General features: G+C 62.6%; 16 protein-coding genes and 1 pseudogene. 12 read left to right on the top strand and 5 right to left on the bottom strand.

The features are described from left to right. Positions 1–53 precede the first annotated feature (53 nt). The 6 genes from KHO31_RS13260 (at position 54) to KHO31_RS13235 (ending at position 5,589) form a co-directional block, all read left to right on the top strand. A complete protein-coding gene (locus KHO31_RS13260) occupies positions 54–449 on the top strand; it encodes a hypothetical protein (protein ID WP_201077901.1) in 396 nt (131 codons plus the stop codon). A gap of 276 nt (positions 450–725) precedes the next feature. Next, a complete protein-coding gene (locus KHO31_RS13255; RefSeq protein ID WP_201085198.1) occupies positions 726–1,721 on the top strand; it encodes a homoserine kinase in 996 nt (331 codons plus the stop codon). Further along, positions 1,712–2,518, top strand: coding sequence for a BPSS1780 family membrane protein (locus tag KHO31_RS13250; protein ID WP_201077897.1), 807 nt, complete (start codon positions 1,712–1,714; stop codon positions 2,516–2,518). The genes KHO31_RS13255 and KHO31_RS13250 overlap by 10 nt, the downstream gene beginning before the upstream one ends. A 255-nt stretch (positions 2,519–2,773) precedes the next feature. Beyond that, positions 2,774–3,226, top strand: a complete 453-nt coding sequence (locus KHO31_RS13245; RefSeq protein WP_201077896.1) for a MarR family winged helix-turn-helix transcriptional regulator — start codon at positions 2,774–2,776, stop codon at positions 3,224–3,226. 174 nt (positions 3,227–3,400) lie between these two features. Next, positions 3,401–3,820 carry an organic hydroperoxide resistance protein gene (locus tag KHO31_RS13240; protein ID WP_201077894.1) on the top strand — a complete coding sequence of 140 codons (420 nt, stop codon included), beginning with the start codon at positions 3,401–3,403 and terminating at the stop codon, positions 3,818–3,820. Positions 3,821–4,089: 269 nt separating this feature from the next. Continuing rightward, positions 4,090–5,589, top strand: a complete 1,500-nt coding sequence (locus KHO31_RS13235; protein WP_201077892.1) for a cryptochrome/photolyase family protein — start codon at positions 4,090–4,092, stop codon at positions 5,587–5,589. A gap of 67 nt (positions 5,590–5,656) precedes the next feature. Here the strand turns inward: KHO31_RS13235 and KHO31_RS13230 are convergent, their stop codons facing one another. Both KHO31_RS13230 and KHO31_RS13225 read right to left on the bottom strand, forming a co-directional pair. Continuing rightward, on the bottom strand, positions 5,657–5,833 hold the full coding sequence (locus tag KHO31_RS13230; RefSeq protein WP_120306126.1) for a DUF3563 family protein: 177 nt from the start codon (positions 5,831–5,833) through the stop codon (positions 5,657–5,659). Between the two features lie 107 nt (positions 5,834–5,940). Continuing rightward, on the bottom strand, positions 5,941–7,134 hold the full coding sequence (locus tag KHO31_RS13225; RefSeq protein WP_211623514.1) for an extracellular catalytic domain type 1 short-chain-length polyhydroxyalkanoate depolymerase: 1,194 nt from the start codon (positions 7,132–7,134) through the stop codon (positions 5,941–5,943). Positions 7,135–7,491: 357 nt separating this feature from the next. Between KHO31_RS13225 and KHO31_RS13220 the strand changes: the two genes are divergently transcribed. The 4 genes and pseudogenes from KHO31_RS13220 to KHO31_RS13205 all read left to right on the top strand — a co-directional run bounded on the left by KHO31_RS13220 (position 7,492) and on the right by KHO31_RS13205 (position 10,531). Continuing rightward, a complete protein-coding gene (locus KHO31_RS13220; protein ID WP_201077888.1) occupies positions 7,492–8,193 on the top strand; it encodes a phosphatase PAP2 family protein in 702 nt (233 codons plus the stop codon). Between the two features lie 169 nt (positions 8,194–8,362). Then, on the top strand, positions 8,363–9,136 hold the full coding sequence (modA, locus tag KHO31_RS13215) for a molybdate ABC transporter substrate-binding protein (protein ID WP_211623513.1): 774 nt from the start codon (positions 8,363–8,365) through the stop codon (positions 9,134–9,136). 18 nt (positions 9,137–9,154) lie between these two features. Then, positions 9,155–9,828 (top strand): annotated as a pseudogene (gene modB, locus KHO31_RS13210) (molybdate ABC transporter permease subunit). Between the two features lies 1 nt (position 9,829). Further along, entirely contained in the window at positions 9,830–10,531 is a 702-nt protein-coding gene (locus KHO31_RS13205) for an ATP-binding cassette domain-containing protein (RefSeq protein ID WP_201077869.1), read from the top strand. Between the two features lie 82 nt (positions 10,532–10,613). On the opposite strand, the gene KHO31_RS13200 is transcribed toward KHO31_RS13205, so the two are convergent. Beyond that, positions 10,614–11,450: a TOBE domain-containing protein gene (locus KHO31_RS13200; protein WP_211623511.1), complete on the bottom strand. Its 837-nt coding sequence runs from the start codon at positions 11,448–11,450 to the stop codon at positions 10,614–10,616. 170 nt (positions 11,451–11,620) lie between these two features. Next, positions 11,621–12,004 carry a tautomerase family protein gene (locus KHO31_RS13195; protein ID WP_074288990.1) on the bottom strand — a complete coding sequence of 128 codons (384 nt, stop codon included), beginning with the start codon at positions 12,002–12,004 and terminating at the stop codon, positions 11,621–11,623. Positions 12,005–12,104: 100 nt separating this feature from the next. On the opposite strand from KHO31_RS13195, the gene KHO31_RS13190 reads away from it, so the two are divergent. Then, positions 12,105–12,956, top strand: a complete 852-nt coding sequence (locus tag KHO31_RS13190; protein WP_201077857.1) for a LysR family transcriptional regulator — start codon at positions 12,105–12,107, stop codon at positions 12,954–12,956. Positions 12,957–13,046: 90 nt separating this feature from the next. Then, a complete protein-coding gene (locus tag KHO31_RS13185; protein ID WP_201077855.1) occupies positions 13,047–13,970 on the top strand; it encodes an HTH-type transcriptional regulator ArgP in 924 nt (307 codons plus the stop codon). 8 nt (positions 13,971–13,978) lie between these two features. Here KHO31_RS13185 and KHO31_RS13180 read toward each other — a convergent pair whose 3' ends face one another. Next, positions 13,979–14,593, bottom strand: coding sequence for a hypothetical protein (locus tag KHO31_RS13180; RefSeq protein WP_201077853.1), 615 nt, complete (start codon positions 14,591–14,593; stop codon positions 13,979–13,981). Positions 14,594–14,682: the final 89 nt, after the last annotated feature.

Here is a 14,682-nt window from a genome sequence, read left to right as displayed (position 1 = left end):
CCGTAGGCAAGGCTGGATTTGCTAGAATCGGGGCACCATATTGGAGAATCACCATGAAGCCGCTCCTTCCCGTCGCCGTTGCACTGGCCCTCGCCTTTGGCAACGCCGCGATGGCTGCCCAGCCTGTCGATGACACTCCGGCCCCCGGCGCGCCCCAGTCCGCCAACGAACGGGCCGGTCTGCCTGACCTGGAGAAGATCAATCGTCCGGCCGCCGAGGTCAGCTCGAAGGTCGAAATCAACGTCCCGCGCACGCCAAGCTTCTACGAACGCAGTGCTAACGGCACCGAAATCACCGAATATCGCGACAAAGGCAAGCCGGTTGAAATCAACGTGCATTCGAATCTCGGCACGCGCTATCAGATGAGCGCGCCGCTCGACACGTCGCCCGCCGTGCGCGACAACGGCCGTGCAAGCACGCGGTTGCCGTCGGTGAATCTGACTTATTGATGCATGCGGGGGCGGCGTGGGCCGCTCCCCCGGATCTGCGCGGCCCGCGGGCGTCGCCTCGGGCTTTGAGCCTGCGTGGCCGTTTTCAGCACCGCCTGCAGCGCGGCGAAACCGCGTTGAATTGCCGCAGCGCTTTGCTGCCCAGCCTGGCGGCCAGGTCGGCGGCCAGGATTCGCTGACCTGATTGACCTTGATCGCGCTTTCTGCAACGCATTTGCCACACCTCGCACTGGCCGCATCGCGCCAGCCCGACTAACCTGATCCGACGTTTCCCGCATGGCTGTCTTCACCGCTGTCACCGAACCCCAACTAGCAGAATGGATGCGTCATTACGATCTCGGCGATGTCGTCGAGTTTCGCGGCATCCCCTCCGGTATTGAGAACAGCAACTTCTTTCTGACGACGACGCGCGGCGAATACGTCCTCACGATTTTCGAAAAGCTGACGGCCGAACAACTGCCGTTCTATCTCGATCTGATGCAGCATTTGGCCGCGCACCGCGTGCCGGTGCCGGACCCCATGCCGCGCGAAGACGGCGCGCTGTTCGGCACGCTGCACGGCAAGCCCGCCGCCATCGTGACCAAGCTCGAAGGCGCGCCGGAGTTGGCGCCGCAAGTCGAGCATTGCGTCGAGGTCGGGCAAATGCTCGCGCGCATGCATCTGGCGGGGCGCGATTACGCACGGCATCAGCCGAATCTGCGCAGCCTGCCGTGGTGGAAGGAAACCGTGCCGGCTATCCTGCCGTTTCTGGAGGGCGCGCAGCGCGACTTGCTGTCGTCCGAACTGGCGCATCAGGAGGCTTTCTTCGCTTCGGCGGATTACGCGGAGTTACCCGAAGGCCCCTGCCACGCCGACCTGTTCCGCGACAACGTGCTGTTCGCGCATGCTGCGCCGGAAACCGGCCACGAGGTGCGCCTGGGTGGCTTCTTCGACTTTTATTTCGCCGGCTGCGACAAGTGGCTGTTCGACGTCGCGGTAACGGTCAACGACTGGTGCGTCAACCTCGCCACCGGCAAGCTGGACGAAACGCGCACCGAAGCCATGCTGCGCGCCTACCAGACCGTGCGCCCGTTCACCGTCGAAGAAAACCGCCGCTGGGGCGACATGCTGCGCGCGGGCGCTTACCGCTTCTGGGTCTCGCGCCTGTATGATTTTCATTTGCCGCGCGCGGCCGAACTGCTCAAACCGCACGACCCCGGCCATTTCGAGCGCATTCTGCGCGAACGCCTGTCCGGCGTTGCACTTCCAGGCATTCATATCCCATGCAACTGATCGAAGTCCCCGCGAAAACCGGCTATGTCTGGTTCCGGCAGGGTATCTGGCTGTTCCGTAAGAACCCGCTCGCGTTTCTGACGCTGTTCTTCACCTATCTGCTGGTCATGACACTGGCGTCGCAGATTCCGGTCATCGGCGGCGTGCTGCCGCTGGTCTTCATTCCGGGTGTCGCGGTGGGCTTCATGGCGGCGTGCCGCAACACGATCGCGGGCAAGCCGGTGTTCCCGACCATTCTGGTAGACGGCTTTCACTCGTACGGCCCTGCGGTCGCCAAACGTCTGCTAGTACTGGGCGTGCTCTACGTGGTCGCGATGGCGCTGGTGCTGGCCGGCTCGGCACTCGCCGACGGCGGCATGCTGCTGAAGGTCATGCTCGGCACGGCCACGATGGATCAGGACGCGATCGCCAACAGCAATATCCCGCTGGCAGTGATCGCCGCGTTCGCGTTCTACATTCCGGTAGCAATGATTTTCTGGTTCTCGCCGATTCTTATCGCGTGGCACGAGGTGCCGCCCGTCAAGGCGATGTTCTTCAGCATCGTCAGTTGCTGGCGCAATCGCGGTGCGTTCATCGTGTTCGGCGCATTGTGGTTCGCGGTGGCGACAACCGTCTCGTTCGGCTTGTCCGCGCTGATGCAGGCGCTGGGCGCGGGCGACTTCGCGTTCGCGATCCTGATGCCCGCCACGATGATCGTCACGACCATGCTGTATTGCTCGTTCTACGCGACCTATCGCGGCTGCTTCGGCGTGCAAACGCCCGAAACGCCAGACCTGCCGACCACGCCGGCGGCTTGAAAGCGGGCTTGAGCGCTGTTCAGGCGCGGGCGCCTTTTTAGCGCCCGCGCGGTTTCAATGCCGAACGCGGCCCGCTTCCGCGTGAGCGCCCTCTGCATTCTCGCCCTATAGCGGCCTCCGCACTCCCGTCTCAGGGCGCCATCCGCCCCCTGTTACTTCGCCGAATTCCTTGCCACGCTCGTCAACTTGCCTCGACTTGCGGCACAATGGTTTGCACGCAATCGATTTGCACGCTCTTTTTACGCGAGATGCATCATGACCCAGCGCCCCGCCTTGCCCTTCACGCTCGACGAGCAACTCTGCTTCGCGCTCTATTCGACCTCGCTTGCGATGACGAAAGCGTACAAGCCGCTGCTCGACAAACTCGGCCTCACGTATCCGCAATATCTGGCGATGCTGGTGCTCTGGGAAGCCGACGACATCACAGTCAAAGATCTCGCCGCGCGACTGAATCTCGACTCGGCAACGGTCACGCCGCTGCTCAAACGTCTCGAAACGCAGGGATATCTGGAACGGGTACGCGGCGTTGAAGATGAGCGGCTCGTCTATATCCGGCTCACCAAAGCAGGCACCGCTCTGAAGCGCCAGGCACGCGAAGTACCGGCAGAAATCTTCTGCGCAACCCAGCAAACACCGGAATTCCTGCTCCGTCTGCGTGACGATCTAACGCGCCTGCGCACCACACTCAACGATTACATGGGCCACTAGCCGGCCTTGTTTCAAAAAGCACGCTATCGATACGATACGAAAATTCATTTGCACACAAATGATTTGGGTACTATCTTTGTCACATGCCGCTTCGATAGCGCTCCGCCGGAACGGCGGGCGAGCAAGCCGCGGCAAGCATGCAGATCCTGACAACCCAGATTAAGGAGTAGCACCATGAACATCCTCTACAAAGCAAGCGCAACCAGCACCGGTGGCCGTGACGGCCGTGCAGTGTCGTCGGACAATGCGTTGGACGTGAAGCTGGCAGCACCGCGTGAACTCGGCGGCAACGGCGCAGCAGGCACAAACCCTGAACAACTCTTTGCAGCCGGCTACTCGGCGTGTTTCCTGAGCGCGATGAAGTTCGTCGCCGGCCAGAAGAAGCAGACTTTGCCGGCGGACACGCAAGTGACGGCAGAAGTGGGGATCGGCCCGAACGACAACGGCGGCTTCGCGCTCGACATCGATCTGCGCGTCTCGTTGCCGGGTCTCGCCGCAGATGCGGCCAAGGAACTGGTCGACGCAGCGCATCAGGTCTGCCCGTACTCGAACGCCACGCGCAACAACGTCGCGGTCCGTTTGCAAGTCGCGTAAGCCGCGGCTTCAATGAATAGCTGATGAATACGCCAACGCGGCGCGGCTAAACCGCGCCGCCATGGAGAGCGCCCGCACCCTGCCAATCAGGAGCGGGCGTTATGCCGTACTGCGGATGCGGCATGCAATGTGCAACACCGAACCATGTGCCGACGGCTATCGCTCGCCGGCCTGTGAATAAGCGCGCCGTTCAGTAATATCGTCACCTCACAGCCTATGCGCCGGTCGATGCTTCGCCGCGCAACCATTCACCCCGCTCCGCGATTCCGATGACACGCGTCCGACGCCTGAACAACACCTTCGACACCGGTCTGGTCTGGTTTCGCCGCGACCTGCGCAGCACGGACAACGCCGCGCTCTACTACGCGCTCAAGCATTGCGAGCGTGTCTGGTGCGTGTTCGTATTCGACACAACGATCCTGCAACCACTGTTCGACGCCTGGCAAACTCGTCATCCTGATACGCAAGCGCAGGACCGCCGTATCGAGTTCATTCTCGCTGCGTTGGATGAGTTGGACGAAGCATTGCGCGCCAAAGGCGGTGGGCTCGTCGTGCTGTACGGCGATCCGGCAGATCTCGTACCCAGGCTCGCCGACGAACTCGGCGTGAATGCGGTGTTTGCGAATCACGATTACGAGCCAGTCGCGATCGAGCGTGACGAGACGGTGCGGGAGCGGCTGGCCGTTGACGGACGCCAGTGGCTGACGTTCAAAGACCAGGTGATTTTCGAGCGCGATGAGGTGCTGACAGCCCAGAACAAACCGTTCACGGTGTTCACGCCGTACAAGAACGCTTGGCTCAAGCAGCTGACGGCCTTCGATCTGAAACCGTATCCGGTCGAGACTTACGCGAAGCATCTGACAGCACTGCCGCCCAGGCTGGACCGCCAGTTGCCGGCGCTCGACCAGCTCGGCTTCGCACCGAGCAATCTTGCGGAGCTCAACTTGCCCACCGGCATGAGCGGCGCGCAACGTCTGCTCGACGATTTCGTGACACGCATCGACAGCTATAAGGAGCGGCGTGACTTTCCCGCCGTCAAAGGCCCGAGCTACCTGTCGATGCATCTGCGCTTTGGTACTGTCTCGATCCGCACGCTTGCGCGGTTCGCGCACGAGAGCTCACTGCAGCCCGACGGGCAAGGCTCGGCCACGTGGCTTTCGGAGCTGATCTGGCGGGATTTTTACTTCATGATCCTCGCGCATCATCCGAGGCTGGCGGGTGGCGCGTCGTTCAAGGAAGAGTACGACCGGCTGCGCTGGGAGCAAGGCCCGGAAGCGGACGAGGCGTATGCCGCGTGGTGCGAGGGCCGCACTGGCTACCCGCTGGTCGACGCCGCGATGCTGCAACTGAACCGCACCGGCTACATGCACAACCGCCTGCGGATGGTAACGGCGAGTTTTCTGGTGAAGGATCTGGGCGTCGACTGGCGGCTCGGCGAGCACTACTTCGCCGAACAACTGAACGACTTCGATTTCTCGGCGAATAACGGCGGCTGGCAATGGGCGGCATCGACGGGATGCGACGCGCAACCGTATTTCCGGATTTTCAACCCGATCACGCAATCCGAAAAATTCGACGCCGAAGGGCGCTTTATCAAACGCTATCTACCGCAGCTTGCGAAACTGCCGGCCAAATGGGTTCACGCGCCATGGCTGGCGGGTGCGGAACGGCTCGCGGAATTCGGCGTGACATTGGGCAAGGACTATCCCGCACCGATCGTCGACCATGCCGAAGCGCGACAACGTACACTTGCCCGTTTCGGCAAGTAAGCGCCCGCTCACGTTGTTTTGATCAGGAACGCCTGGACGATGTACCGACGCTTCAAACTGGCGCAGCTTAGTGCTGGCTCATCCACGACGGCTGGCGGGTGGTCGCCTCACGGTCCAGCTTGCGCATACGGAATTCCAGATCGTACAGATCGGTTGCTTCTGCGAGGAAGGCGTCAGCGCGTTCTTTCGCAAGTTGATCGGGCGATTTGGTCAGAAACAGAAACAGGCGGCTAAGCAGATACATGGTCAACCTCGACTATGAGTTTAGGCGTTAACGCCTAGGTGATAACCCGTATTATAGGGAAAACCCTAGGAATGCGCCAATACTCATTTCGAAGTGTTGCTCCACCGTCACCGGACGCCTGCCGAGGCTTCTGCGACCGTGCTTTCAGCGATACGGCCGGTAGCCGTGCGACGCTGGTGCTTGAAGAATTCCCACACCATGGCGCTTGCGTCCGGACCTTTGGCGGAATGGAACGGCACGGCATCGTCGCCGCCGCTCCAAGCGTGCGCGAGCCCTTGCACACGGCACAACCGCACCACGCGCCGCCCGCCGCGCACGTAGTCGCGCATTACTACACCACCTTTGCGCTCTTCCTTGACCTCGCCGGATTTGCGCGCGCCTTTCTCGTCGACGATCCGGTTTAGACGGAGAAACTGCTCCGCCAACTGGTCAGCATTGACCGGCGCGACCACATGGTCAGCGTCGCCATGGACGATGATGGCCGGCATGCCGGGGTATTCAGCCACATTAACGAGTTCGTCGACGAGCTCGGCCGGCTCGCGGCGCGCACCGCGCCGCATCACGTCCATCGCCGTAATACCGGAACGGGCCTCGCCGAAAGCGGGGCCGGAGTGCAGCGCGACCGCGGCGAAACGCTCCGGATAGTTGACGGCCAGAAGCGCCGCCAGGCCAGCCCCGGCGGAGATTCCGGCGACATACACGCGCTCGCTGTCGAAGCCATGCTGTGCAACCAGCGAATCCACCAGCGAGACGACCGCACGCGCCTCAGCGCCGCCGGCGCTGTCGCTGGCGTCATACCAATGCCAGCAGCGATGCGAATGCACGTGCTTCGACTGTTCCGGATAAACCACGGCAAAGCCGAATCGGTCCGCGAGCACGTTCATCCGCGTGCCTTCCGCGAATTCGCCAACCGACTGGGTGCAGCCGTGCAGCATCACCACTAGCGGCATCGCCTCGTGTGCATGGCCGGACGGGATGTACAAACCGTACTGCAGGTGATTGACGAGCCGCCCAGGGGAAGCAGGCGCAGAATGGAACGAGCGCGTCCACGAACCGCTCGCCCATGCCGAAGCACGCGGACGAACCCGCGATTCCCTTGGGGCAGCGCGCGGAGCCTCGCGTTTCGCGGGTACGCGCAGCGCGGCCACTGGCTTGATAGGACGGACCTTGGCCGACGGCTTGCTGGTAGCAGTTCGCGCCGGCCGCGTGGTGGCACGCTTGGTTGTGTGGGCCTGCTCGGTTTGAATGGCGAGCAGCCGCTTGAGACCGCGCAGCCAGATTTTCGATAGACTTTTTGCCATCGGCGGATAACCTCGCAAAAAGGGACAGGTGCCGTTCGATAGAACGACGCTTTGTTGTGCAATGCACAATAACACCAATCCTCATGCGATGCTGGAGGCCTTAACCGCTGCCGAGCGCCGAATTTTCCGCCCGGCGAACCTTGTAGCAGCAACAACGTCAAACGATTGCAAGGCTTGTTCGCCAGCCAACGTCCCGTCACAAAAAGCCTGGCGCGTGGCGAGCCTGGCCCGAAGCACCCGTCTATACTGACGAGTAAATAATTTCGGTACACGTCTTTGCGGCGTCGGCGATTCTCGCCGCTCGCGCGTTAAACCATTACCAACCCGATTCTACGCGGCCTTGGTCGCGCTTTTGCCATGCCCGATTTACCTGTCCATCTGTGGTACTCGATCACCAGCCTCGGCGGCGCCGGCATGACGCTGCCGCTCGCGTTCGCCATTGCACTTTGGCTGGCGATCGGCTACACGTGGCGCATGGCAGCGGGCTGGTTGCTGCTGCTTGGCGCGGCCATCGGCATTGTGACCGTAACCAAGCTGGCCTTCCTCGGCTGGGGCGTCGGCGTGCGCGAACTGGATTTCACCGGCGTCAGCGGTCACGCCATGCTGTCTACTGCCGTCTATCCGGTCGTGCTGTTCCTGATGTTGCTGCCGGCGCGTCCGGCGATTCGTCTGCTTGGCGTCTTACTGGGCCTGGCCGCGGGCATCGCGGTCGGTTTGTCGCGCGTCGTGCTGAGCGCTCACTCGCCGTCTGAAGCTGTCACTGGCTGCCTGGTCGGCGCGCTGGCGGCGCTGGTCTTCGTGCGCATGGCGTGGAATCTCCAGCCGGGCCGGTTGTCGGCCTTGCCCGTCACCGCGAGTCTGATGGTCCTCGCGGTGCTGATGCACGGCGTGCACGTGCCGACGCAACGCTGGGTCACGCATATCGCGTTAAAGGTGTCCGGTCACGACAGGCCGTTCATCCGCGCCAAGTGGAAGGCCGTGCGTGATGTACGCCCCGCCACGGCGCCGCTGTCGCAGACGCTCAACACGCTTACGCCGCCTCACTCGCCGGACGTCTGAAGCAAACTCAACCGATTGCTCGTCCGGCAACCGAAGTCCACGTCCGCCGATCCGCGCGCCACTCTATGCGCGCAACTGAATAATCGTCATGGGTATCGTTATAACCTTTCATATACTACGATAGCGTTTTAACCCGCCGTTCCGGCTCACACCGGACATTCAAGACCTCATGACACTGTCCCGCCGCCTTGTGAAACATGCGCTGTTCATCGCCAGCGCCGTCTCCGTTGTCGTCAGCGTCAACGCACGTGCCGACGAACTGGTGGTTTCCGCCGCCGCCAGCCTGACCAACGCGTTCAAAGCGGTGAGCGAAGTCTTCGAACAGCAGCATCCTGGCACCAAGGTGCTGCTGAACTTCGGCGCGTCCGACGTGCTGATGCAGCAAATCGCCAAGGGTGCGCCCGCCGACGTGTTCGCCTCCGCTGATCAAAAAGCGATGGACAAGGGCGCCGCGGAAAAAGTCATCGTTCCGGCCACGCGCCGCGACTTCGCCGCCAATTCGCTGGTGCTGATCGTGCCGGCTGACAGCCATTTCGCGCCGGCCTCGCTGAACGATCTGGCGTCGGCGAATGTGAAGCGTGTGGCCTACGGCGACCCGGCTTCGGTACCGATTGGCCGCTATGCGCAAGGCGCGCTGCAAGCCGCGGGCGTGTGGGACGCGGTCAACGCGAAGGCCGTTCTGGCATCGAACGTACGCCAGAGCCTGGACTACGTGTCGCGCGGTGAAGTCGACGCCGGCTTCGTATTCAGCACCGACGCCGCGGTCATGCCGGACAAAGTCAAGGTCGCGATGAACGTGCCGACGCAAACGCCGATTACCTATCCGATCGCGCAAGTCGAAGGCAGCCGTCACGCGGCCGACGCGCAAGCCTTCATGAACTTCGTGCTGTCGCCGGCCGGCCAGGCCGTGCTCGCGAAGTACGGCTTCAAGCCCGCACATTAACTTAGGTACTGCACGCTCATGCAACAGGCCTGGATTCCGCTCCTGCTGTCGCTGAAAGTAGCGGGCTGGGCCACCGCGCTCAATCTGGTGTTCGGCGTCGCGGCCGGCTTCGGCTTGTCGCGCTGGCGCTCGGGCGCGCGCGACCTGATCGATTCGCTGCTCACATTGCCACTCGTGATGCCGCCCACCGTGCTTGGCTACTACCTGCTCGTGTTGTTAGGACGGCGCGGCGTGATCGGCGCGTGGCTCGATCGCCTCGATATCCAGTTGGTGTTCACCTGGCAGGGCGCGGTGATCGCCTCGACGGTGGTGGCGTTTCCGCTCGTGCTGAAGTCGGCGCGCGCCGCTTTCGAAGCGGTCGATCCACAGCTCGAACGGGCCGCGCGCACGCTTGGCGTCAGCGAGACAGCCATCTTCTTTCGCGTGACGCTGCCGCTCGCCGCGCGCGGTATTCTCGCCGGCGGATTGTTGGCGTTTGCGCGGGCGCTCGGCGAATTCGGCGCGACGCTGATGATCGCGGGCAACTTGCCAGGACGCACGCAGACGCTCTCGGTCGCGGTCTATTCAGCCGTGCAGGCCGGCGACGACAGCACGCCAATTTTCTCGTGCTCGTGACTTCCGTGACGTGTGTCGTGATCCTGTTGCTCGCGGGCCGTCTGGTGCCGCAGCACACGCTTTTGACGTCCCGCTGATATGCCGCTCGCTGTTGACATCCGCAAGACCTTCGAGAGCGCCGAGCGCCGTTTCACGCTCGACGTCGCGTTCAAGGCGACCACGCAGCGCGTCGTGCTGTTCGGGCCGTCCGGGGCGGGAAAGAGTTTGACGCTACAGGCCGTCGCCGGCTTGCTTCGCCCTGACGAAGGGACTGTTACGCTCCACGGCAACGCTTTATTCGACAGCGCGCGCGGCGTCGATCTGAAGCCGCAGGCACGCAAGATTGCGTATCTGTTTCAGGACTACGCGCTGTTCCCACATCTGAACGTGCGGCAGAACATCGGCTTCGGCTTGCAGCAGGGTTGGCTCAATCCGCGCGCGCGGATCTCGCACCCGCAAGTCGATTATTGGCTCGATGCGCTCGAGTTGAAAAGCGTGGCGGGTAATCATCCGGCGCAGCTTTCGGGCGGACAGAAGCAGCGCGTGGCGCTGGCGCGGGCGCTGGTCGCACAACCTCAGTTGCTGTTGCTGGACGAGCCGTTTTCCGCGCTCGATAGCGCGCTGCGTGAGCGTATGCGGCGCGAGCTGTCGGACCTGCAAACGCGGCTCGATATTCCGATGGTGTTGATCACGCACGATCCCGACGATGTTGCCGTGTTCGGTGATCAGGTTGTGCAAGTCAGCGATGGTTGTGTGCGCGAGAACCATCCGTTTGCCGGGTACGAGCGCAGCGTGCCTTAACGTCAACGCGCGTCTTCAGGGCCCTCAGAACCTTCAGAACCTTCACAGCCCCGGTTCGCGCAGCCCTATAGCCGTGAAGTACTCAATCCTTCACGCCAAGAATCACGCTCGACGCCTTGAATACCGCGACCGCGGTCCCACCCTCCACAAGGCCGAGCGTATCGACGCTTTGATTCGTGACGACCGCGGTAATCACCGAACCGCCTTCCAGCACCAACGACACCTCCGCGTTGACCGCCCCGCGCTTCACGCTCTGCACCGTGCCGCGCAACTGATTACGCGCCGAGAGCTTCAGCGGCGTGCCACTTTCATCCTCCACGAGCAGCACCACCCACGACGCCTTGATCAACGCAAACGCCGCCGCCCCCGCCGCGAGCCCCAACGTCTCAGTGCTTTCATGCGTGACGACCGCGACGATCGTATGACCACCCGGCAGCGCCAGCGACACTTCATCGTTGATCGTGCCGCGCGTGATTGCCGACACCGTTCCATAAAGCTGATTGCGCGCGCTCGTTTTCACGCCGATGCGGCCGATCAGATCCCAATCCGTCGCAAAGCCTTCGATCGCCGCACCCGCGCGTTCGAGAAAACGCCGATGCTCGCGTTCGACCGCTCGAAATGTCTCGATCAATTTCACCGCGCGCGGCGTGAGCGTCGTGCCGCCACCGCCTTTGCCGCCCGTCGAGCGCACGACGAGCGGCTCGCCGGCGAGGTTGTTCATGGTGTCGACGGCGTCCCACGCGCCTTTGTAGCTCATGCCGACGGCTTTCGCCGCACTGGTGATCGAACCGGTCTCGCCGATCGCCGCGAGCAGCGCGATCCGCGACGCACCGCCGAGCGTTTGCGCGCCGGCCTGAAACCAGACGGAGCCGCCGAGTTCGAGGGCTTCGTGGGACGGATCGATGCGGTCGGATGTCATGGCGGCAGGAGGGTCGGTGGGTTAGGAAAGGACAGCGAACCATTATAGCGATACAGTGCCCCGTAACGGCCGCGCGCGCGGCGCGCCGCAAGCTTCGGCGACCCCATGCATGGCCCTGCGCATTCCGATCTGCCGCAAAAAAAACGCAGGCCGCCGGGTGTGTCAGTCACTCAAACCGCGTACTGCGCGATCCCATTTCCGAACGACCAGTTTTCCTTCAGCACTTCGACGAGATTGATGAACACATCCTCTCGTCGCAGTCCCGGCGACTCCGCCAGTTCGTCCGCCATGCGCTTGTACAGCGCCTTCTTTTGTTCGAGCGTGCGCGTGTTGTTGAACGTGATCTGAATCACCACGAGATCGTCGCTACGTTCGATGTTCAGATACTGCTTGTCGTACACAAAATTGCCGGCTTCGTGCTCGGTGATAAGCATGAAGATGTCGTCTTTCGGCACATTGCACGTGTCCACCAGCGAACGCTGAATACTGTCCGTCAGTGCCTTCCGGTATTCCGCCGGCTTGCCGGCGCGCAATGCGATTCGTGTGAGCGGCATGATGAAACTCCTTGGTTGCCGTGATTGGGTAAACACAGCTTAGGCGCGCTCAGTCATAATGAACAGCCATCACCGGCTATTTCATCTATATTCAACTGAAATGAAAGTCCTCGATCTCGACGCGGTGCGCGCCTTCGTACTGGTCGCCGATCTGCACAGCTTCACGCGGGCCGCCGACGCGCTCGACACCACACAATCGGCCGTCAGCCTGAAGCTGAAGCGGCTGGAGGCGCACCTCGGCAAGCAGTTGATGGAGCGCACGCCACGCGTCGTGCGTCTTTCCGCGGACGGCAACGCGTTCCTTGGCGCGGCCCGCGATCTGCTGAACGCGCATGAGCGGGCGCTGGGTTCGCTCTCAGTGGAGCATCGGCGGCTCACCTTGGGGCTGAGCGAGCATGTCGCGGGAACGAACTTGCCGCAATTGCTCGCGCGGCTCAACGCGCACGATCCGGGTCTGGTCGTCGAATTGCATCTGGGCACGTCGGCAGCGCTGCTCGCGCAGTTCGATGAACGGCGCCTTGACGCGGTGATCGTTCGCTATGGCGCCGATGAGCCGCCACGTGACGACGCACAGGCGCTGTTCAGCGAGCCGCTTGGCTGGCTTGCGACACCGGAATGGCTGCCGCGCGTCGGCGAACCACTGGCGCTCGCGTTGCTGAGTCCGCCGTGCAATGTGCGCGATGTCGCGCTGCATACGCTGAATGAGGCTGGGGTTGCATGGCAGGAAGTGTTCGTCGGCGGCGGTGTGGCTGCGGTTGGCGCCGCGGTTGCAGCCGGTCTGGCGGTGTCGCCGCTGGCGCGCAGAGTGGCGCCGCGTGGATTGATCGACGTCGGCGCCCGGTTGGGTTTGCCGCCGCTGCCGGAATCACGTGTGACCTTGCATTCACGGGTGAGGGATAAGCGGTCGGTGGAGACGTTGCGGTTGGTGACGAATGGGTTGGCAACGCAATGAAAAAAACAACTTCTCACCCTAAACCGTGCATAAGGTTCGCCGGCTTTCGCTTAAGCTGAAAAACTAACCATTTCATTTAAAAGTAGATCAGTGGACCTCGACCCCCGACAAACCGCCGCCGTCCGCGCGGTCATCGAAACCGGCAGCTTCGAGCAAGCCGCCGTGCGCCTGAACATCACCTCGTCGGCAGTATCGCAGCGAGTGCGGGCACTCGAAACGCGCCTGGGCAATCCGCTGATCGTGCGCACGCGCCCGTGCCGCGCGACGCAGATGGGCCAGCGTCTATTGCAATATCTAAGGCGCGCCGCCCTGCTCGAAGACGACTTCGCCAGCGATCTCGCGGGCGCCAACGAAGCATTGCTGAACGTCGTCGCGGCTGTGAATGCGGACACGCTGTCCACGTGGTTCTTCCCCGCGCTCTCCGAGATCCTGCTGCAGGAAAACGTGCTGCTCGATCTGACCGTCGACGACCAGGATCACACCCACGCGCTACTCGCCTCAGGCCTCGCAATCGGCTGCATCACCACGGAACCGGCGCCGATGCGCGGCTGTTTCGCCGAACGGCTGGGCGCGATGCGCTACCGGCTGGTGGCATCGGCAGCGTTCGTCGAGCGATGGTTTCCGAATGGATTGACGCGTGAAAGCGCGCGGCGCGCGCCGGTGATCCTGTCCTCACGCAAGGACGCGTTGCAGGCGCGCTTTCTCGAGACGCGCTTCGGCCTGCCGCCGGAAGCTTATCCGTGCCATTACGTGCCCGCGCCGGTGCCGCGTTATATGGCGATCCAGCGAGGCCTGGCTTACGGCATGGTGCCCGAGCTGGAATTCGGCGATGCCGTGGAGCGCGGCGAACTGATCGACCTTGCGCCGAAGCAGCCCACCGATGTCGAGTTGTACTGGCACGCCTGGAAGGTCCAGTCGCCGCGCCTCGAAAAGCTCTCGGCGCGCATCGTCGAACTCGGCCGCACTGCCTTGGGTCCGCCGGGTGCAAAGGTCAAACGCAAACGCGCCGCCTGAACCTGAGGTTAGTGGAGGATCGGCGGCAACGAGCCGCTGCTGGCAATTGCAGGATTAGCGGTTACGGCCGCAGCGGGACTCGCCGTTACGTTTGAGGCCTTGGCAGGCGCGTTCGTGTGGACCACAGCCGGTTTGGCCGGGCCGGTTTTCGCCGCCACCTTGACCGCGTGGGCATGCGCTGTATGGCCTTGAACCAGGTTGGCGTGCATGATCCTGCCTTGAGCGGGTTTCGCCTGAGCAATTTGTGCGTGAGACTTTTTACCCTGCGCCATCACGGCTGCCTTTGACTTCGACTGCGGCTTGCCCGCGCTCTTCACCACGCCACTGTGGTGAGCATTCCTGGCCGAGACCGTCTTTACGCTGCCGTGCGCCGCCGGCTTGGCACCGTTCTTCGACGCCGACGCGACCCGCTGCGCGCCATGTTGACCCTTCGCCGCGTGCTTCGACACCCCCTTCACGCCGGCGGTAGGCTTGGCCTTGGTGGCACCCGTCGTTTTCTTTGCGTGCTTCGCGGTATGCCCGGTCGATTCGGGCGGATTCCACACTTCCGCATAACCCGCTGCCATTGCCGCACCGGACACACACCACACTGCAACTGCTGTTGCTACTGCTCGAACCCACATCTCCTGCTTCTCCTGATCTTCGACTTCATAACGAGCCGGGATTATATTCTCTTGCAAAAATCCATTTTTAGACTAATATCAATATCAAG

The organism is Paraburkholderia domus (genome assembly GCF_905220705.1).
GTDB lineage: Bacteria > Pseudomonadota > Gammaproteobacteria > Burkholderiales > Burkholderiaceae > Paraburkholderia > Paraburkholderia domus.
The sequence above is the reverse complement of the archived record's forward strand: the minus strand, read 5'-3'. Positions and strand labels throughout refer to the sequence as shown.